At 76.0% G+C, this 17,408-nt stretch carries 19 protein-coding genes; 8 read left to right on the top strand and 11 right to left on the bottom strand.

The genetic code is table 11. The features are described from left to right. Positions 1–91: 91 nt before the first annotated feature. Genes ACI79U_RS16080 through ACI79U_RS16070 form a run of 3 tightly spaced genes read right to left on the bottom strand, consistent with a single transcriptional unit; the run spans position 92 to position 2,322 of the window. Positions 92–802 carry a DUF3618 domain-containing protein gene (locus ACI79U_RS16080; protein WP_457068464.1) on the bottom strand — a complete coding sequence of 237 codons (711 nt, stop codon included), beginning with the start codon at positions 800–802 and terminating at the stop codon, positions 92–94. Between the two features lie 33 nt (positions 803–835). Continuing rightward, entirely contained in the window at positions 836–1,513 is a 678-nt protein-coding gene (locus tag ACI79U_RS16075) for a phage holin family protein (protein ID WP_457068462.1), read from the bottom strand. Beyond that, positions 1,510–2,322 carry a hypothetical protein gene (locus ACI79U_RS16070; RefSeq protein ID WP_457068460.1) on the bottom strand — a complete coding sequence of 271 codons (813 nt, stop codon included), beginning with the start codon at positions 2,320–2,322 and terminating at the stop codon, positions 1,510–1,512. Before ACI79U_RS16070 ends, ACI79U_RS16075 begins: the two co-directional genes overlap by 4 nt. A 343-nt stretch (positions 2,323–2,665) precedes the next feature. On the opposite strand from ACI79U_RS16070, the gene ACI79U_RS16065 reads away from it, so the two are divergent. Continuing rightward, positions 2,666–3,529 carry a siderophore-interacting protein gene (locus ACI79U_RS16065; RefSeq protein ID WP_457068458.1) on the top strand — a complete coding sequence of 288 codons (864 nt, stop codon included), beginning with the start codon at positions 2,666–2,668 and terminating at the stop codon, positions 3,527–3,529. Between the two features lie 39 nt (positions 3,530–3,568). On the opposite strand, the gene ACI79U_RS16060 is transcribed toward ACI79U_RS16065, so the two are convergent. Further along, the gene (locus ACI79U_RS16060; protein WP_457068456.1) at positions 3,569–4,234 is read right to left on the bottom strand and encodes an NADPH-dependent F420 reductase; all 666 of its coding nucleotides are present in this window, start codon (positions 4,232–4,234) and stop codon (positions 3,569–3,571) included. Positions 4,235–4,459: 225 nt separating this feature from the next. On the opposite strand from ACI79U_RS16060, the gene ACI79U_RS16055 reads away from it, so the two are divergent. Both ACI79U_RS16055 and ACI79U_RS16050 read left to right on the top strand, forming a co-directional pair. Continuing rightward, positions 4,460–4,906 carry a nitroreductase family deazaflavin-dependent oxidoreductase gene (locus tag ACI79U_RS16055; RefSeq protein ID WP_457068454.1) on the top strand — a complete coding sequence of 149 codons (447 nt, stop codon included), beginning with the start codon at positions 4,460–4,462 and terminating at the stop codon, positions 4,904–4,906. 41 nt (positions 4,907–4,947) lie between these two features. Next, positions 4,948–5,757, top strand: a complete 810-nt coding sequence (locus tag ACI79U_RS16050; protein ID WP_457068452.1) for an SDR family NAD(P)-dependent oxidoreductase — start codon at positions 4,948–4,950, stop codon at positions 5,755–5,757. A gap of 1 nt (position 5,758) precedes the next feature. Here the strand turns inward: ACI79U_RS16050 and ACI79U_RS16045 are convergent, their stop codons facing one another. Further along, positions 5,759–7,342: an FUSC family protein gene (locus ACI79U_RS16045; protein ID WP_457068450.1), complete on the bottom strand. Its 1,584-nt coding sequence runs from the start codon at positions 7,340–7,342 to the stop codon at positions 5,759–5,761. A gap of 182 nt (positions 7,343–7,524) precedes the next feature. On the opposite strand from ACI79U_RS16045, the gene ACI79U_RS16040 reads away from it, so the two are divergent. Next, on the top strand, positions 7,525–8,457 hold the full coding sequence (locus ACI79U_RS16040) for an ABC transporter substrate-binding protein (protein ID WP_457068448.1): 933 nt from the start codon (positions 7,525–7,527) through the stop codon (positions 8,455–8,457). 39 nt (positions 8,458–8,496) lie between these two features. Here the strand turns inward: ACI79U_RS16040 and ACI79U_RS16035 are convergent, their stop codons facing one another. The 3 genes from ACI79U_RS16035 to ACI79U_RS16025 are packed head-to-tail and all read right to left on the bottom strand — an operon-like array spanning position 8,497 to position 11,127. Continuing rightward, a complete protein-coding gene (locus ACI79U_RS16035) occupies positions 8,497–9,468 on the bottom strand; it encodes an aldo/keto reductase (protein WP_457068446.1) in 972 nt (323 codons plus the stop codon). Positions 9,469–9,523: 55 nt separating this feature from the next. Then, entirely contained in the window at positions 9,524–10,576 is a 1,053-nt protein-coding gene (locus tag ACI79U_RS16030) for a winged helix DNA-binding domain-containing protein (RefSeq protein WP_457068444.1), read from the bottom strand. Between the two features lie 38 nt (positions 10,577–10,614). Continuing rightward, on the bottom strand, positions 10,615–11,127 hold the full coding sequence (locus tag ACI79U_RS16025) for a GNAT family N-acetyltransferase (protein WP_457068442.1): 513 nt from the start codon (positions 11,125–11,127) through the stop codon (positions 10,615–10,617). Positions 11,128–11,246: 119 nt separating this feature from the next. On the opposite strand from ACI79U_RS16025, the gene ACI79U_RS16020 reads away from it, so the two are divergent. Together ACI79U_RS16020 and ACI79U_RS16015 are read left to right on the top strand one after the other, a co-directional pair. After that, positions 11,247–12,200 (top strand): 2-oxoglutarate and iron-dependent oxygenase domain-containing protein, encoded by a 954-nt coding sequence (locus ACI79U_RS16020; RefSeq protein WP_457068440.1) that lies wholly within the window; start codon positions 11,247–11,249, stop codon positions 12,198–12,200. A gap of 32 nt (positions 12,201–12,232) precedes the next feature. Then, positions 12,233–12,358: a hypothetical protein gene (locus ACI79U_RS16015; RefSeq protein ID WP_457068438.1), complete on the top strand. Its 126-nt coding sequence runs from the start codon at positions 12,233–12,235 to the stop codon at positions 12,356–12,358. On the opposite strand, the gene ACI79U_RS16010 is transcribed toward ACI79U_RS16015, so the two are convergent. Further along, a complete protein-coding gene (locus tag ACI79U_RS16010; RefSeq protein ID WP_457068436.1) occupies positions 12,341–13,027 on the bottom strand; it encodes a phosphoribosyltransferase in 687 nt (228 codons plus the stop codon). The two genes, ACI79U_RS16015 and ACI79U_RS16010, sit on opposite strands and share 18 nt — an antisense overlap. A 184-nt stretch (positions 13,028–13,211) precedes the next feature. Between ACI79U_RS16010 and ACI79U_RS16005 the strand changes: the two genes are divergently transcribed. Then, complete coding sequence (locus tag ACI79U_RS16005; protein ID WP_457068434.1) at positions 13,212–13,454, top strand: three-helix bundle dimerization domain-containing protein; 243 nt, start codon at positions 13,212–13,214, stop codon at positions 13,452–13,454. A gap of 43 nt (positions 13,455–13,497) precedes the next feature. Then, positions 13,498–15,117: an ABC-F family ATP-binding cassette domain-containing protein gene (locus ACI79U_RS16000; protein WP_457068432.1), complete on the top strand. Its 1,620-nt coding sequence runs from the start codon at positions 13,498–13,500 to the stop codon at positions 15,115–15,117. Between the two features lie 62 nt (positions 15,118–15,179). Here ACI79U_RS16000 and ACI79U_RS15995 read toward each other — a convergent pair whose 3' ends face one another. Further along, on the bottom strand, positions 15,180–16,424 hold the full coding sequence (locus tag ACI79U_RS15995; protein ID WP_457068430.1) for an amino acid deaminase/aldolase: 1,245 nt from the start codon (positions 16,422–16,424) through the stop codon (positions 15,180–15,182). A 67-nt stretch (positions 16,425–16,491) separates the two neighbouring features. Then, on the bottom strand, positions 16,492–17,385 hold the full coding sequence (locus ACI79U_RS15990; protein WP_457068428.1) for an oxidoreductase: 894 nt from the start codon (positions 17,383–17,385) through the stop codon (positions 16,492–16,494). Positions 17,386–17,408: the final 23 nt, after the last annotated feature.

Genomic DNA, 17,408 nt, shown 5'->3' with positions numbered 1-17,408 from the left:
CCCCCCCCCCCCCCCCCCCCCCCCCCCCCCCCCCCCCCCCCCCCCCCCCCCCCCCCCCCCCCCCCCCCCCCCCCACGTGCGTTGCGGTCGATCAGGAGGAGGACTTCTCCTGGACCTTCTGGCGGGACTCCTGCGCCGAGCCCTTGACGTCCTGCGCGGCGTGCTGGCCCTCGTCCTTGACCTCCTTGGCGCCCTGGGCAGCCGTGGAGAGGACCGAGCCCGCAGCGCTCACGGCGGCCGGCTTCAGGTTGTTGCCGATCTCCTGAGCCACGTTCTTGGCCTGCTCCTTGGCCTGCTCCTTGAGCGGCTCGGCCTGCTCCATGAGCGCCGACTCCGCCTGCGAGGCGAGCTGCTTCTCCTTCTCGCTGGTGGGCAGCAGGGAAGAGGTGAGCCAGCCGACGCCGAAGGCGATCAGCCCGGCGGCCAGGGGGTTGCCCTGGGCCTGCCGCTGGATCGTCTCCGGAGCGTGCTGCACGGCGCCCATGGCGTCGTGCGCGGCGCCCTGCACGCTGTCCGCCGCGCCGTGGGCGGCACCCTGCACGCTGTCCGCCGCGCTGTGGGCGGCGCCCTGGGCACTGCCCTGGGCGTGCGAGGCGCGGTTGCTCACCTGGTCACGGGTGTCGTGGGCGGCGCCGAAGACCTTGTCCCGGAAGCCGGACATGGTGCTCTTCGCCTTGCCGACGCGCCGGTCCATCACCCGGTTCGGGCTGACCTTCTCGTTCAGCGCGTCGACGTCGTAGCTCAGGTTGGCGCGGGTGTCCTCGATCTGGCGCCGGATCACGTCCGGGTCACTGCTGGTCATGAGGAATCTCCTGTCGTACTAGCTGGGAAGAGGTCAGTGGGGCTTGAGCGCGCCGGGCACCTGCTGAAGCGTGTCGACCGTCTGCTCAGGCTTCGGGTTGATCGTCTTCAAGCGGCTGAGGTCGACCTGCTTGAGCCGCTGGAGGTCGACTTGCGTGACCCGCTTGGGGTCGACCTGCTTGAGCTTCTTCTTGCCCATCGCGGCCAGGACGGCCGCTGCGATGCCCCAGAGGACGGCGACGATCAGCGCGGCCCAACCGGTGGGGATGACGCTGGCGAGCGCCCACATCAGCGCGAGGCTGAGGAACAACGCCAGCATGTAGCCGGCGAAGGCGGCGCCACCGAGCATCCCGGCGCCCTTGCCGGCCTTGGCTGCCTCTTCCTTGGCGATGCCGCTGGCCTTGTTCGCCTCTTCCTTGGCGATGGCAGTGGCCTTGTTCGCCTCTTCCTTGGCGATGGCGGTGGCGTGGCCGGCCTCCTGCTTGAGCTCGGCCTTGGCCAGCTCCAGCTCCTGACGCATCAGGGTGGAGAGGTCGCGGCTGACCTCACTCAGCAGCTGACCGACCGACGTCTGCTCGACGTCGGGGTGCCCCTGGTCGGTCATCGGCTGTGCGGTGTTGCCGGCGTGCTCGGTCGCGGTGTAGCCGGTGGCCCCGCCAGCGGCGTAGCCGGTACCTGTCTGCCCGTAGGCCTGGCTGCCGGGGGCGGTCACAGTCGTCCCTCACCCGGGGTGCGGGACGGGTCGTCCCAGCCGGTGTCGGCGGCCGGGGTCACGGTGGTGCCCTCCGGCGGCAGGGTGCCGTACGGCGGCGGCGGGACCGAGCCGGTCGTGCCGGTGGTCGCGTACCCGGTGGTGCCGGCGGCGTAGCCGGTCTCCGGGGTGTCGGCGACGTAGTTGCCACCCGGGGCGGGGGAGCCGGAGCCGCGACCCTGCTGGCCGGAGCCGTTCTCGTCCTTGTGCGCCGCCACGGCGCCGGTGGTCAGCCGTCCGGCCACGACGCCGGCGAGCGCCGCACCCAGCAGGAAGGCGCCCGGCTTGCGGCGGGCGAAGGCGCGCACGTCCTGCAGCAGGTCGCCGGGCTCCCGGTTCTGCACCCAGCCGGCCACCTGCTCGACCTTGTCCCCGGCCTGGCGGACCAGGTCGGCGGCCGGGCCGCTCGGGGCCTCGCCCTTGCCCTCGGCCATGTTGCGCAGCTGGGTGGCGATGTCGCTGAGGCCCTGGCCCGCCTTCTGCTGCCCGGAGCGGGCCTGCTCGGTGAGCTGCTGGCGGCCCTGGCTCACGAGGTCCTGCACCTGGTGCTGGGTCTCGTGAGCGACGTTCTTGGCCTGGTCGGCGGCGGTCGAGGCGACCTGGCTGCCGGCCTCGCCGGCGCTGTGGCCGACGTTCTTGGCCTGGTCCTTGGCGACCTTGGCCTGGTCCTTGGCCTGGTCCTTGGCCTGGTCCTTGGTCGACTGGTTGCCCGAGCGGTCGGTCGCCCCGCTGGAAGGCGACTGTGTCGGGGTGTCGATGGAGTGCGTCATCGTTCCTCCTCGTCGTGCATCGGGCTCTGGGGGGTGGAGCTGGTCGTACGGCCGGGTCCGCGACAGGGAGCAAGACATCGCCGACCGGGCTGGGTCGGGTGCTCGTGCCTGTTCGCGGAGCGGCGTACGGACACCCGGAGGTGCCCAGGTCGGTGTCGCGCGGGTGGGCCCACCGTGGTCTCGGTGGACGCCGTTCCGTTGGACAGGCGGGTACCCGCCTGCGTCTACGCCGTAAACCGGTGAGATCGACATTCCGGCGCACCGGCCGTCCGGCGGGATGGCGTCCCGCGTAGCCTCCCCCCGGTAAGGGGAGCCTTCCCTGGCCTGGCAGGAGGAGAGTGGGATGACCGGAGCGACAGAGGTGGCGGTGGAGCCCAGGCCCCGGCGGCCGCGGGTGCCCCGGGTCGCGCAGGTGGTCCGCACCTCGCGGCTGACGCCGCACATGATCCGGGTGGTGCTCGGCGGCGACGGGCTGGCCGGTCTCCCCGTGGGGGAGTTCACCGACCACTACGTGAAGTTGCTGTTCCCACCCGCCGGTGCGCCCTACGGGGTGCCCTTCGACCCCGAGCAGGTCCGCACGGAGCTGCCTCGTGAGCAGTGGCCGGTCACCCGCACCTACACGGTGCGCGCCTGGGACCCGGCGGCCGCCGAGCTCACCATCGACTTCGTGCACCACGGCGACGAGGGCGTGGCCGGTCCGTGGGCGGCGGCGGCCCGGCCCGGCGACCGGATCCAGTTCTTCGGCCCCGGCGGGGCCTACACGCCCCGGCCGGAGGCCGACTGGCACCTGCTGGTGGGGGACGAGAGCGCGATCCCGGCGATCGCCGCCTCCCTGCCGCGGGTGACCGACGGCGCCCGGGCGCTGGTGTTCCTCGAGGTCGCCGGGCCCGAGGAGGAGCAGGCCGACGTGCCGGTGCCGGTCGGGGCCGAGCTGGCCTGGGTGCACCGCGGCGCCGGGGAGCCCGGTCGGGCGCTGGTCGACGCCGTCCGCGCCGTGCAGCTGCCGACGGGCCGGGGGCAGGTGTTCGTGCACGGCGAGGCCGGTCTGGTGCGCGAGCTGCGCCGTCACCTGCGCGCCGAGCGCGGGCTGGACCCGGAGTTCACCTCGATCTCCGGCTACTGGCGGGTCGGTCGCACGGAGGACCGCTGGCAGGCCGAGAAGCGCGACTGGAACGCGCAGATCGAGGCGGAGGAGCAGGCCGGCTGACTGCGGGGCCGCCCCGGCGGCCCCGCAGTCCGCCCGGCGTCACACGTCCCGGTAGCGCTTTGCCGCGGCGGTGGCGGCGCGCAGCTGGTCGGCGTCCATCCGCGGGCCGTAGCCCGGGGTGTCGCGCTGGATCCGCCAGCCCTCGGCCAGCGGGCCGAGGTCGACGACGTCGAAGCCGAGGTCGGCGATGAACTGCCCGACCTGCTCCTTGGCGGCCGCGTCGTCCCCGGCCACGGTCAGCGCCCGCCGGTGCGGGGTCCCCGCGGCCTGCCCGTGCTCGACGATCTCCCGGGCGCCGATGTGGTTGAACGCCTTGACCACGCGCGAGGCGGGCAGGTGGGCCTGTAGCAGCTCCGCCGTCGTCGTCGACTCGTCCTCCAGCTCGGCGATCCGGCCGTCGCGCTCCGGGTAGTAGTTGCCGGTGTCGATCACGGCCTTGCCCGCGAGCGGCTCGACAGGCACCTGGCCGACGTCCTTGAGCGGGATGGCCACCACTGCGAGGTCGGCCGCCGCAGCGGCCTCGGCCGCGGTGGCGGCGCGCACGCTGCCGCGCCTTCCGGGCCGCTGTTCGAGCGCCGTCACCAGCTCGGTGAGCGTCTCCGGGCCGCGGGAGTTGCTGAGCACGACGTCGTAGCCGGCGTCGAGGGCAGCCTGGGCGAGCGCAGTGCCGATGTTCCCGGCGCCGATGAGTCCGAGGGTCGTCATGGCCGGTGCAACCGCCGGTCGCCGGCGCCGCTTCCCGCCCGGCCTCAGCCGAGGTCGGCGACGGCGGACGTGTCGCACGGCACGGGGTCGCCGGTTCGAACCCGGTGGTGGACCAGCGCCTCCGTTCCGCGGCGGCACACGCGCCGTCGGCCTCCGGGAGCGTGGCAGGACCCCGGAGGCCGCACGTCCCGCGCGGCCGGACGCCTACCGCCCTAGGGTCGGGGCATGCCGCTGGAAGGTGAGTACGAGCCGAGCCCGGAGAAGTGGGTGCGCGACCAGGTGGAGGTCTACGAGCGCACCGGCGGGCGGGAGGGCAACACGCTGCCCGGCCGTGCCGAGCCGGTCGTCGTCTTCACCACCCGCGGCGCGAAGAGCGGCAAGGTCCGGAAGAACCCGCTGATGCGCGTCGAGCACGAGGGCGCCTACGCCATGGTCGCCTCCAAGGGCGGGGCGCCGGAGCACCCGACCTGGTACTTCAACCTCAAGGCCCACCCGGACCAGGTGACGGTGCAGGACGGCGACCAGGTGTGGGACGGCGTGGCCCGCGAGGTCACCGGCGAGGAGAAGGCGGCGTGGTGGGCGCGGGCGGTCGCCGCCTTCCCCGACTACGCCGACTACCAGACCCGCACCGACCGGGAGATCCCGGTGTTCGTCGTCGAGCGGGCGCGCTGAGCACGTCACCCGACGGCACGGGCGACCAGCGACCGGTCGCCGTGGTCACCGGGGCCAGCGACGGCATCGGAGCCGCGGCCGCCCGCCGGCTCCAGCGCGCCGGGTGGCGGGTGGTCGCCGTCGGCCGCTCCCCGGAGAAGACCGCGGCGATCGGGGCGGAGCTGGGGGTGGAGACCGAGGTCGCCGACTTCACCGGGCTCGAGGACGTGCGCCGGCTCGCCGCAGACCTGGCCGCGCGGCTGCCGCGCATCGACGTGCTGGCCGGCAACGCCGGCGCGACGTTCGGCCGGCCGGGGCGCACGGTCGACGGCATCGAGCAGACCTTCCAGGTCGACCACCTCGCCGCCTACCTGCTCACCCGGCTGCTGGAGGAGCCGCTGCGGGCCGGCCGGGCGCGGGTGGTGACCACCTCGTCGGCGGCGCAGTGGCTGGGCGGGGTCCGGCGCGGCCGGCTGGCCGCCCTCGCCGAGGTGCCCCGTCCCTACGCCGGCATGCTGGTCTACTCCCGCGCCAAGTGGGCCAACGTGCTGTTCACCCGTGAGCTGGCCCGCCGCTGGGCGCCGGAGGTGACCGCCACCTGCTTCGCGCCCGGGGCGGTGGCCACCTCGTTCGGGCAGGCCTCCACCGGGGTCACCGGGCTGGTCTTCCGCAGCCCGGTGCGGGCGTTCATGCGCACGCCGGCCCAGGGCGCGGACACCCTGGTCTGGCTGGCCACCGCCGACGAGGGCTGGCGCAACGGCGGGCACCACGGCGACCGGTCCCCGTCCCGGACGCTGCCCTCGGCGGCCGACGACGTCCGGGCCCGCGAGCTGTGGGAGCTCTCGGCCCGGCTGGTCGGGCTGCCCGACTGACTCACCCGGTCGGCCGGGTGACCGCACCGTCGTCGTCGAGCTCGGTGCGGATCCGTGCGGCGACCTGCCCGGCCAGTTCGTGCTCCCCGCGCGCCCGGGCACCCAGCAGCGCCCAGCCCAGGTCGCCGACCTGCCGGGCGCGGCGTCGCCACGCGTCGGCGCCGGGCGCGGCGAACAGCTCGGCCCGGGCCGCCGTGGTCACCTCCTCCTGGGCCAGCAGCGCGTCCTGCAGGGCGCGATCGGCGGGCGTGCCCGGCGGTGCGGCGGCGGCCGCGACGGCGTGCTGCCGGCTCGCCGTCACCGCACCGGGCAGCCGGCGGCTGCCGGTGTGCGGGAAGAGGAACAGGCCGGCGGCGAGGGCGACGGTGATCCCGATGAGCGTCTCGGCCAGCCGTACGGCGATCAGCTCGGTGCCGCTGCTCGACGGGTTCCCCAGGTGCACCAGCAGCAGCGCCAACGGGGTGATGCAGGCGACCGAGAGCACGTACTGGCTCGCGATCAGCAGCTCGACGGCCAGCATGAGCAGCCCCACGACGACCACGGTCGCCGCGACGGGGAGCTCGAGCCGGAACAGCAGCGCGGCCAGCCCGACGCCGGCCAGCGTCCCGGTCACCCGGTGCAGCGCACGGGCGCGGGTGTGCCGGGCGTCGGTGCCGAGCAGCACGGCGACGGCGGTGCTCACCGCCCAGTAGGGGCTGGGCAACCCGATCAGCGCGGCCACCGCCCCGGCGGTCGTGGCCCCCAGCCCGATGCGGGCGGCGGTGGGGGCCCAGACCGGCGTGGTGCGGCGTGGTGGGGGTTCCGGTGGGGTGGCGAGGGTGGCCCCGCTGCCCGGCGGCGGGGCGGTCGGCGGCAGCGCCCGGAAGAACCGCTCCTCGACCTCCTCCAGCTGCCGGCGCAGCGAGGGCCCCCGGCGACTGCCGCCGGCCACCGCGGCCACCGCGACCCGTACCGCCCGCGCGACCGATCCCGGCCGGGTCGTGCCCAGCCCGTCCCGCTCGACGGCGCGGACCGCGGCGTCGGCGGCGCGCAGCGACTGCCGCTCGGGTCCGGCCGGGTCCCACAGCCACGGCAGCATGACGACCACCCACGCCAGGCCGGCACCCCCGGCGGCCGCGGCGACGTGCTCGGCCACCGCGGTCGAGGAGTCGCCGAGCGTGCTGGCGCTCCCGCCGGCCAGCGCGATCATCAGCGGGCCGGGCGGGCCGATCCGCCAGATCGCGGTCGCGGCGGTGGCGGCGGCCACCAGGGTGCCCAGCACCACGGCCAGCAGCAGCGGGTGCGGACCGGCCAGGCCGCTGGCGCCCACGGTCGCGGTGAGCGCGACGCCCACCCCGCCGGAGACCGCCGCCCGCCGTCGGTAGGGCAGCGCGTGGCCGTAGACGGCGGTGAACCCGCCCAGTGCGGCCGCGGAACCCAGGTCCGGCCGGTCGAGCAGCACGAAGAGGACCAGTGGCGCGGTCACGGAGAAGGCGGCCGACAGCGCCCGGCGCCGGTGGGTGGCCCACAGCGAGGTGACCGCCGGCAACGGCGGGCCGAGCAGGTGCGGAGCCATCCGGCGGATCGGTGCGGAGGAGCCGGACACGGTCGCCATCGTCTCCCGCCGTCCCCGGCGGTGTCCTCGGTGCAGGTCACGAACGGGCGGTGACGTGGATCGCGGTCGGCGGTTTGGTTAGGCTGGCCTTACCCAGCGCATCGAGGCGGTGGGGTGACGAGAGGGTGGACAGGGTGGTGGGACGGCGAGCGGGCCGAGCAGGGGCCGGGCTGGTGGCGCTGGTGACGGCGCTGGCGCTGAACGGCTGCGGGGATGCGGGGAACGGGACGGAGGCGGCCGACCCCAGCCCGTCGGCGGAGGTGCGCACGGTCGGTCACGCCCTGGGCGAGGCGGAGATCACCGGCACGCCCGAGCGGGTCGTCGTGCTGGACACCGGGGAGCTGGACACCGTGCTGTCCCTGGGCGTCACCCCGGTGGGCGCCGTGCGCACCGACGTGAGCACCGCGCTGCCCGGCTACCTGACCGAGGCCGGCGCCGACCCCGACGAGATCACCGAGGTGGGCACGATCGCGGAGCCCAACCTGGAGGCGATCGCCGCGCTGGAGCCGGACCTGATCCTGTCCAACACCGCGCGGCACACCGAGCTCTACGACCAACTCCGGTCGATCGCCCCGACGGTGATGGGGGAGGGCGTCGGTGAGACCTGGAAGCAGAACCTCCCCGTCTACGCCGAGGCGCTCGGCCGGCAGCAGGAAGGGGTGCGGCTGCTCGCCGAGTACCAGGACCGGGCGGCCGAGGTGGGGGCTGTGTTCGGCGACCCCGCGGCGATCGAGGTGAGCGTCGTGCGGTTCGTCGGGACCGGCACGGCCCGGTTGTACGGCGAGGGTTCGTTCATCGGCACCGTGCTGGCCGACGTCGGCTTCGCCCGTCCGGAGATCCAGCGGACCGACGAGACGTTCGTCGAGGTGGGCCCCGAGGAGATCCGCCAGGCGGACGGCGACCTGCTCTTCTACTCCGCCTACGGCGCGGGCGGGGCGACCGAGCTGGCCGAGCTCACCGCCAGCGGGCTGTGGCAGTCGCTGGCCGCGGTCCAGCGGGGCGACGCCGTGCCGGTCGACGACGACCGCTGGTTCCTGGCCATCGGACCGCTGGGCGCCGGGCTGGTGCTCGACGACCTGGCCGAGGTCGCCCGGCAGCGGGCTTGAGCGGGGTGGGCCCGGGCCACCCGGGCCCACCCCGTCGCCTCAGGCGAAGCCGACCACCGCGTGCGGGGTGTACGGCTCCTCCAGCCGGGCGACCTCCTCGTCGGTCAGCTGCAGCTCCACGGCGGCGACGGCGTCGCGGAGGTGATGGTCCTTGGTGACCCCGACGATCGGCGCGGTGACCACCGGCTTGCTCAGCACCCAGGCCAGCGCCACCTGGGCACGGGGGACGCCGCGGGCCTCGGCGACCTCGGCCACCCGCTCGACGATCACCCGGTCGTCGTCGTTGTAGAGCTTGCTGCCGAACTCGTCGGTCTCCGACCGGGTGGTCGAGGAGTCCCAGTCCCGGGTCAGCCGGCCGCGGGCCAGCGGGCTCCACGGGATGACGCCGATGCCCTCGTCGGCGCACAGCGGCAGCATCTCCCGCTCCTCCTCGCGGTTGAGCAGGTTGTAGTGGTCCTGCATGGACACGAACCGGTGCCAGCCGTGCTCGCCGGCCCGGTGCAGCGCCTTGCTGAACTGCCAGGCCCACATGCTGGAGGCGCCGAGGTAGCGCACCTTGCCCGACCGGACGGCGGAGTCCAGCGCCTCCAGCGTCTCCTCGATCGGCGTCGCGGGGTCCCAGCGGTGGATCTGGTAGAGGTCGATGTAGTCGGTGCCCAGCCGGCGCAGCGACGCGTCGAGCTCGGCCAGCACCGCCTTGCGGGACAGCCCGGCGCCGTTGGGACCCGGCCGCATCCGGCCGTGCACCTTGGTCGCCACGACGACGTCCTCGCGGGCGGTGAAGTCGCGGACGGCCCGGCCGGTGATCTCCTCGCTGGAGCCGGCCGAGTAGACGTTGGCGGTGTCGAAGAAGGTGATGCCGGCCTCGACCGCCTGCTTGATCAGCTCCCGGCCCTCCTCCTCCGGCAGGCTCCACGGGTGCCCCCCGCGAGCCGGGTCGCCGAAGCTCATCATCCCCAGGCAGATGCGGGACACCTGCAGGCCGGTGCTGCCCAGACGCGTGTACTCCATGCCCCCGAGCCAACCCCCGGACCGCCCGGTCCGCGCGCCGAACGGGGCCGGCCGGTCAGGGGAGGGCGGCGTACCTGCCGGCGACCGCGGCCGCGACGTCGGGGGCCAGCTCGCCGAACGGCTCGAGCTCCAGCGCCCGCGCCCTGGTCCGGCCGGTGCGCCAGACGGCGACCACCTGCCCGCCGTGCACCACCGTGGCCCGGAACATGCCGTTGCTGCCCGGCACGATCCGGTCGGCGAAGGCCGCGGGCACCGTGCAGCTGCGGTCGGCGTAGCCCAGCACCAGCTCGTCGAAGCCGGGCAGCAGCAGCACCCCGGCCGCCTCCTCCCGGGCCGCGGCCAGCCGGCCGGGCGTCGACGGGTGCAGCCAGTACCCCGTGCCGTCGACCTCCAGCCGTTCCAGCCGGTCGCCGGCGAGGGCCAGTCCGGCCTTCCCGTCGCGGACCGTCAGCCCGGCCCAGCGCGCCAGGTCGTGGACCGTCGCCGGGCCGTGCGAGCTGAAGAAGCGCAACGCCAGCTCGCCGAGCGCCTCGTCGGGCTCCAGCCGCCGCGGGGTGGGCACCCACTCGTCGAGCAGCACGAACTGCTGGTCGCCGTCGGCGCTCGGGCCGAGCACGAGGGTGCCGGTCTGGGACAGGTACCAGAGCAGGTGGTAGCCACGCTGCCCGCCGGTGGGCACGCCGCCTCCGGCGATGGCCGCGAGCAGCGCCGCCCGGCCGAGCCGGCCGCCGCCGGTCAGGGCGGCGACGGCCAGCTCCCGTGCCCGCTCCAGCTCGCCCTCGGTGATCCCGACGGTCGCCCGCCGCTTCTCGACGCCGGCCAGGGCGCGGGGGCCGAGCAGCCCGAGCATCCAGGGCAGGTCCTCGGCCGCGGTCAGGTGCAGCGTGCCGCGCATCGGCCACGAGCGGACGACGCTGCCGTCGTCCAGCGCGGCGGTGACCGCCGCCCGGGTGCCGGGGGCGGAGCGCAGCGCCACCGACAGCAGCGCACCGGGCAGGTCCTGGCCCTGCACCGCGGTCAGCCACCGGACGGCGTCCGTGGGGGTCTCCGCGGGCGGGCCGACCAGTCGCTGGGCGGCCAGTCGCAGCAGCGCGAGCTCCGAGGTCACGGGGGCACCCTGGCAGCCGGCACCGACAGGACGGGGGATCAGCGCCGCAGGTGCAGGTAGAGCATGTCCTCGGCGTCGGGCTCGGTGGTCAGCGGGCGGAACCCGGCGGCCGCGGCCACCCCGAGGCTCGCCGCGTGGTCGGGCTCGATGCCCAGCACGAACTGCTCGACGTCGGCCAGCTCGGCGGCCGCGACGAAGGCGCGCAGCGTCGCCGTCCCGTACCCGCGGCGCCACCGGGCCGGGTCGACCACGTAGGCGGCGCCCATCGTGCGGCGCTCGTCGACGGCGGTCACCCGCTCGGTGGCCGGGTCCCACCGGGTCCAGCGGTCGTACACGTCACCGCCGACCTGCGCGACCGGGGCGCCGCCGTCGTCGAGGGCGACGTAGGTGTGCGCCCGCAGCACGAGCCGGCCGCGGAACTCCTCGCCCCGGGCGGCGTTGCGCAGCGCCAGCTCACGCTCGGGCCAGCTCGGGCCGCCCAGCCGGCGCTGCACCACCTCGTGGTCGAACCACGGCAGCACGCGGGGCAGCACCTCCGGTTCGAAGGGCACCAATCGGATGGGGGGTGCGACGGGCACCCGTCCACCCTGACGCACCGTCACGCCGACGTCATCCGGAGGCAATGGTCCGGCCCTAGCGTCACCGTCGACCGAGCCGGGGAGGACGTGCGATGACGATCGTGCCGCTGGTCGACCTGGCCCCCTGGTACCGCGGGGACGCCGTCGGGCGCCGGCAGGTGGCCACCGACGTCGACCGGGCGCTGTGCGAGGTGGGCACGCTGCTGGTCACCGGTCATCCGCTGGACGGCGCGGTGGGTGGGCAGCTGCGCCGGCAGGCCGCGGCGTTCTTCGCCCTGCCGGCGGCGGCCAAGGCGCGGCTGGCCACGTTCCCCGGCGGGCGCGGCTGGGTGCCGCCGGGGGTGCCGGCCACCGGGGGACCCGGCGCGCCGCCGGACCTGCACGAGTCGTTCCGCTTCGGCCCGGTGGAGGTGCCGGCGGCGGTGGCCGGCACGGCCGAGGAGTGCTGGTTCGGGCCGAACGCGTGGCCCGCCCTGCTGCCCGGGCTTCCCGCGGCGGCCCGGCGGTGGTCGGCCGGGGTCGCCGGGCTGACCGACGACCTGCTGCGGATCTGCGCTCTCGCCCTGGACCTGGCCGACGACCACTTCCTCGGCCCGGGCGCCTGCTGGTCGGCCGACCTGGTGTTCTGCCCGGCCTGGTCCGCGGTGGGCTCGGTGGAGCCGGGGCAGATGCGCGTCGGGGCGCACCCCGACCCGGGCACCCTGACCGTCCGGGACCGCCCGCCGGGTGCGGGCTGCAGCCAGCTGCGCACCGCCGAGGGGGAGTGGACCGAGGTGCCGGCGCTGCCGGGCGCGCTGACCGTGGACGCCGGGGACCTGCTCGCCCGCTGGACGGGTGACCGGTGGTGCTCACCGGTGCGCCGGGTGCTGCCGCCGCCGGCCGAGTCCCCGGCCGAGGAGCTGCTGGTGCTGCAGTTCGCGGCCGGCGCGGACCCGCTGGCCGAGGTGCGGACCGTGCCCACCCCCGCGGCGGGGCCGAGCCGTCACCCGCCGGTGACCGTGGGGGACTTCCTGCGCGCCCGCCGGGATGCGCTGGCCGCCGCGTGAGCTCGTCGCCGGGCGCGGGTAGCGTGCCGGGCGTGATGGGCATGGGTGGGGCCGAGGGTCCCGAGGCGGACCGGCGGCGCCGGCTGGTGGCCACGGTGCTCGTGGTCGCCCTCCTGCTGAGCGTGGGCGCCACGCTGCTCTCACTGCTGCTGGGCTGAGCCCCACCCCCCGGACGCGCCCGCCCCGACCCGGTCGGCCACCGCCCGGCGCAGCTGGTCCACGACCTCGTCGTCGGTGATCTGCCCGAAGCACCGGTAGGCGTCGCCCACCGCACGGAACGGGTCCGGGGTCTCCAGGCAGACCAACTCGTCGACCGCCGTCCGCAGCCGGGCGGCCGCACCCGGCGCGCAGACCGGGACGGCCAGCACCACCCGGCTCGCGCCGCAGACCCGGACCGCGGCACACGCCGCCCGGGCGGTCGCGCCGGTGGCGACGCCGTCGTCGACCACCACGGCCGTGCGCCCGGCGAGCGGCAGCCGCGGGCGCAGCCCCCGGAAGCGCTGCACCCGCCGGGTCAGCGCCACCTGCTCGCGGTCGAGGGCCGACCGGAACTGCTCCGCGGTCACCCCCGCCCGCGCGGTCACCCGGTCGTCGCGGACCACCGCGCCGCCCTCGGCGAGCGCGCCCATGGCGACCCCGGCGGCGGCCGGCAGCGGGATGCGCCGGACGACGACCACGTCCAGCGGGGCGTGCAGCGCGGCGGCGACCTCGGCGGCCACCACCGTGCCGCCGCACGGCAGGCCCAGGACGACGACGTCCGCGCCGGCGACGTGGGTCAGCTCGGCGGCCAGCCGCCGCCCGGCCTCGGTGCGGTCTCGGAAGGACACCGTCCACCTCCACCCACGGGGAACCCGACGTCTCCATCGTCCTCCGCGGTGGCGCCGCTGCCCACCCCTCCCGGCCCGGGACGTTGGGCCCTGGCGTGTCGGCCGGCGTCCGGGGCACGGTGGACCGGCACGCGCGTCGCCCAGCCCCGCGGCGGCGCCACCGACCACCCGCTGAGGATCGCCGGTGTCCGCTCCCTCCCCGTCCACCCCGCCCCGGACCCCCACCACCACCCGGCCCACCGACCCTTCCGACGACGCCGTCGGCCAGGCCGTCGACCGGCTCGTCCGCGAGTTCGCCGGCCGCCCGCCCGCGACGGTGACCGCGATCGTCCGCGGCGCCCGGACCGAGCTCAGCGGCGCGCCGGTGGGGGCGCTGCCCGAGCTGGTCGAACGGCTGGCCCGCCAGCGGCTGCGCGCCACGGGCTGAACCGGGCGGGAACCGGTTTGCCCGGCCCGGCACGATGGCCGACGTGGGCTACGTCGACGTCACCGGGATCCGGCACACCCTCCCCGACGGGAGGGTGCTTCTCGACGACGTCTCCTTCCGGGTCGGCGAGGGCGCCTGCGCGGCCCTGGTCGGGGAGAACGGCGCCGGGAAGACCACCCTGCTGCGGATCATCAGCGGCGACCTGACGCCGGAGGCCGGCTCGGTCGCCCTGGTCGGTGGGCTGGGGGTGATGCGCCAGTTCATCGGCGCGGTGCGCGACGACACCACCGTGCAGCGGTTCCTGGTCGGGCTCGCGCCGCCCGCCGTCCGGCAGGCGTGGGACGCCGTCGAGAGCACCGAGCTGCGGCTGATGGAGACCGACGACGAGCCGGCGCAGATGGCCTACGCGAACGCGCTGGCCCAGTGGGGCGACGTCGGCGGCTACGACGTCGAGGTCACCTGGGACACGGTGACCGTCGCGGCGCTCGGCGTCCCGTACGAGGGCTGCAAGTACCGGGAGCTGAACACCCTCTCCGGCGGGGAGCAGAAGCGGCTGGCGCTGGAGTGCCTGCTGCGCGGGCCCGACCAGGTGCTGCTGCTCGACGAGCCGGACAACTACCTGGACGTGCCCGGCAAGCGCTGGCTGGAGGAGCGGCTGCGCGAGACCCGCAAGACGGTGCTGTTCGTCAGCCACGACCGGGAGCTGCTCTCCCGGGTCGCCGACCGGGTGGTCACCGTCGAGGGCGGGACGGCGTGGGTGCACGGCGGCGACTGGGCCGGGTACCCGGCCGCCCGCGCCGCTCGGCACGACCGGATGGCGGAGCTGCGCAAGCGCTGGGACGAGGAGCACGAGCGGCTGGTCGAGCTGGTGCGCACCCTCCAGCAGCAGGCGAAGAACTCCCCGGACATGGCCGCGCGCTACCACGCGATGCAGACCCGGCTGGCCAAGTACGAGGCGGCCGGCCCGCCGCCGGAGCGGCCGCCGGACCAGTCGGTGACGATGCGCCTGCGCGGGGGCCGCACCGGCGTGCGGGTGCTGGTCGCCGAGCAGCTGGAGCTCAGCGGGCTGATGCGCCCGTTCGACCTGGAGGTCGACTACGGCGACCGGGTCGCGGTGCTGGGGTCCAACGGGGCGGGGAAGTCGCACTTCCTGCGGCTGCTGGCCGGCCAGGACGTCCCGCACGCCGGTGACTGGCGGCTCGGGGCGCGCGTCGTCCCCGGGTTCTTCGCCCAGACCCACGCCCACCCCGAGTGGCTGGACCGCACCCTCGTCGATCTGCTCTGGCACGGCGAGCCGGGCCGGCCGGGCGTCGACCGGGGGCGGGCGATGGCCACGTTGCGCCGGTACGGGCTGGCCGGGCAGGGCGACCAGCTGTTCCGCTCGCTGTCCGGTGGGCAGCAGGCCCGGTTCCAGGTGCTGCTGCTGGAGCTGTCCGGCGCCACGCTGCTGCTGCTCGACGAGCCCACCGACAACCTCGACGTGCTCTCCGCCGAGTCGCTGGAGGCGGCGCTGGCCGCGTTCGACGGCACGGTCCTGGCGGTCACCCACGACCGCTGGTTCGCCCGCACCTTCGACCGGTTCGTCGTCTTCGGCGCCGACGGGCGGGTGTACGAGTCCGGCGAGCCGGTGTTCGACGAGGCCCGGGTCCAGCGCGCCCGTTAGTCGAAGGACCCCCGTGCTCCCCACCGCTCGCACGCTCGCGGCGGGCCCCTGCACGGGGGCCGTCAGCCGAAGGCGCGGCCCTGGCCGCGGTAGGTGGGGACGACGGCGGTCACCGCGTCGCCGCTGAGCAGGTGCAGCTCGTCGACCCGCTCGCACAGCTCGCCGGCCTTGGCGTGCCGGAACCACACGCGGTCACCGATCGCGAGCTCCGCCGTCCCCGGGCCGCGCAGCGGGGTCTGCACCTCCCCGGCTCCCTCGGCCGGCAGCAGGCGCAGGCCGGCCGGGTGGACCGGCGTCGGGGACCGGTCCTGCCCGGGCGGGCCCGAGGCGATCCACCCGCCGCCGGCCACGGTGACCACCCCGGCCGCCGGACGGCGGGTGACCGGCAGCGCGAACAGCGCCGCCGGGCGACCGCGGAAGGCCCGGTAGCCGTCGAACAGGGTGGGGGAGTACAGCCCCGAGCCGGCCGCCAGCTCGGTGACCGACTCCTCGGCCGCGGTGCGCTCCAGGCTGCCGGTGCCCCCGCCGTTGACGAACCGCAGGTCGGCGACCTCCCGGACGGCGGCCACCGCGGCGGCCCGCCGCCCGGCGAGCTCGCGCACCGAGGCCCGCTGCATGCCGCGCACCGCCAGCCCGCGCACCGGGTGCCCGGCCGGGGCGTCGCCGAGCCCGGCGATCTGCGCCTCGTAGGCCATCACCCCGACCAACCGGACCCCCGGGCGGGCGACCACGGCCCGGGCCAGCGCCGCGGCCTCGGCGGGGGCGTGCACCGGCGAGCGGCGCACCCCGACGTGCGCCGGGCCGACCCGCCAGGAGGCGTCCAGGTCCAGGCAGACCTGCACGACCGGACGGCTCGCGGGCGGCGCGACGGCGTCCAGCAGGTCGAGGTGCTCCACCGAGTCGACCATCAGCGTGACCCGGTCGGCGAGCTGCTCGTCGGCGGCCAGCCGGCGCAGCGCCGCGCGGTCGACCGTGGGGTAGCCGACCAGCACGTCGGTGCACACCGGGTCGTTGCCGCCGGCCAGCCACAGCGCCTCGGCCAGCGTGTAGCCCAGCACACCGGCGAATCCGGGCCGGTCCAGCACCCGCCGCAGCAGCGCCCGGCAGCGCACCGACTTGCTGGCCACCCGGATCGGCCGGTCGCCCGCCCGGCGCACCAGGTCGGCGGCGTTGGCGTCCAGCGCGTCGAGGTCGACGACGGCCAGCGGCGGTTCCAGGTGCGCGGTCGCGGAGTCCAGCCGCGCACGCGCCGCCGGGTCCCGCGGGGGCGCGGCCGCCGGGGTGGCCGGGGCGACGCGCGTCGTCATGGTGCCGGAGCCTCCCGGTCCCACCGGGGGTGGTCAAGGGACTGGGGCGCCCGACCCGGTTCCTTCCTCAGAGGTCGACGTCGGGTTCGCCGGAGCCACCGATCCGGTCCAGCTCCTGCAGCTCCACCGGCCCGAGCACCCGCATGCCGGCCCGCACGTTCTCCTCCAGGTGCTGCACCGACCGGGTGCCGGGGATCAGCAGCAGGTTGGGGGAGCGGGCCAGCAGCCAGGCCAGCGCGACCTCCATCGGGGTGGCCTCCAGCCGCCGGGCCACCGTGTCCAGCGCCGCCGACTGGATCGGGCTGAACCCACCGAGCGGGAAGAACGGCACGTAGGCGACGCCCTCGCGGGCCAGGGCGTCGATCATCGGGTCGTCGGCGCGGTGCACCAGGTTGTAGTGGTTCTGCACGCACACCACCCGGGTGATGGCCTGCGCCTCGGCGAACATCTGCGGCGTCACGTTGCTCACGCCGATGTGGGTGACCAGGCCCTCCTGCTGCAGCTCCGCGAGGGCCTCCATCGGCTCGGCCAGCGAGCGCTGCACCGGCTCGGCGAACCCGGGCATCCGCAGGTTCACCACGTCCAGGGCCTCGACGCCGAGGTGCTCGAGGTTGTCGTGCACGGCCTGGCGCAGCTCGTCGCGGGACAGCGCCTCGGGCCACCCACCCTCCGGCGTGCGGCGGGCCCCCACCTTCGTGACGATGGTCAGGTGCTCCGGATAGGGGTGCAGCGCCTCGCGGATGACCTCGTTGGTGGCGTGCGGGCCGTAGTAGTCGCTGGTGTCGATGTGGTCGACGCCGAGCTCGACGGCGCGGCGCAGGACGGCGACCGCGCCCGGCCGGTCGGCCGGCGGGCCCATGACGTGCGGGCCGGAGAGCTGCATGGCGCCGTAGCCGATGCGGTGCACCGTGCGGTCGCCGAGGGGGAACTGGCCGGACTTCTCCGCGGTGGGGGTGGTCATGTCCGCCGCCTACCCGGCAGCCG

This window comes from Modestobacter sp. SYSU DS0904 (assembly GCF_054051115.1).
This window is presented reverse-complemented; position numbering and strand designations above follow the sequence as displayed.

Bases quoted from the DNA above. Each gene is read 5' to 3' on its own strand.
- ACI79U_RS16070 (WP_457068460.1), bottom strand. From the start codon at position 2,322: ATGACGCACTCCATCGACACCCCGACACAGTCGCCTTCCAGCGGGGCG.
- ACI79U_RS16065 (WP_457068458.1), top strand. From the start codon at position 2,666: ATGACCGGAGCGACAGAGGTGGCGGTGGAGCCCAGGCCCCGGCGGCCG.
- ACI79U_RS16055 (WP_457068454.1), top strand. From the start codon at position 4,460: ATGCCGCTGGAAGGTGAGTACGAGCCGAGCCCGGAGAAGTGGGTGCGC.
- ACI79U_RS16060 (WP_457068456.1), bottom strand. From the start codon at position 4,234: ATGACGACCCTCGGACTCATCGGCGCCGGGAACATCGGCACTGCGCTC.
- ACI79U_RS16035 (WP_457068446.1), bottom strand. From the start codon at position 9,468: ATGGAGTACACGCGTCTGGGCAGCACCGGCCTGCAGGTGTCCCGCATC.
- ACI79U_RS15990 (WP_457068428.1), bottom strand. From the start codon at position 17,385: ATGACCACCCCCACCGCGGAGAAGTCCGGCCAGTTCCCCCTCGGCGAC.
- ACI79U_RS15995 (WP_457068430.1), bottom strand. From the start codon at position 16,424: ATGACGACGCGCGTCGCCCCGGCCACCCCGGCGGCCGCGCCCCCGCGG.
- ACI79U_RS16080 (WP_457068464.1), bottom strand. From the start codon at position 802: ATGACCAGCAGTGACCCGGACGTGATCCGGCGCCAGATCGAGGACACC.
- ACI79U_RS16020 (WP_457068440.1), top strand. From the start codon at position 11,247: ATGACGATCGTGCCGCTGGTCGACCTGGCCCCCTGGTACCGCGGGGAC.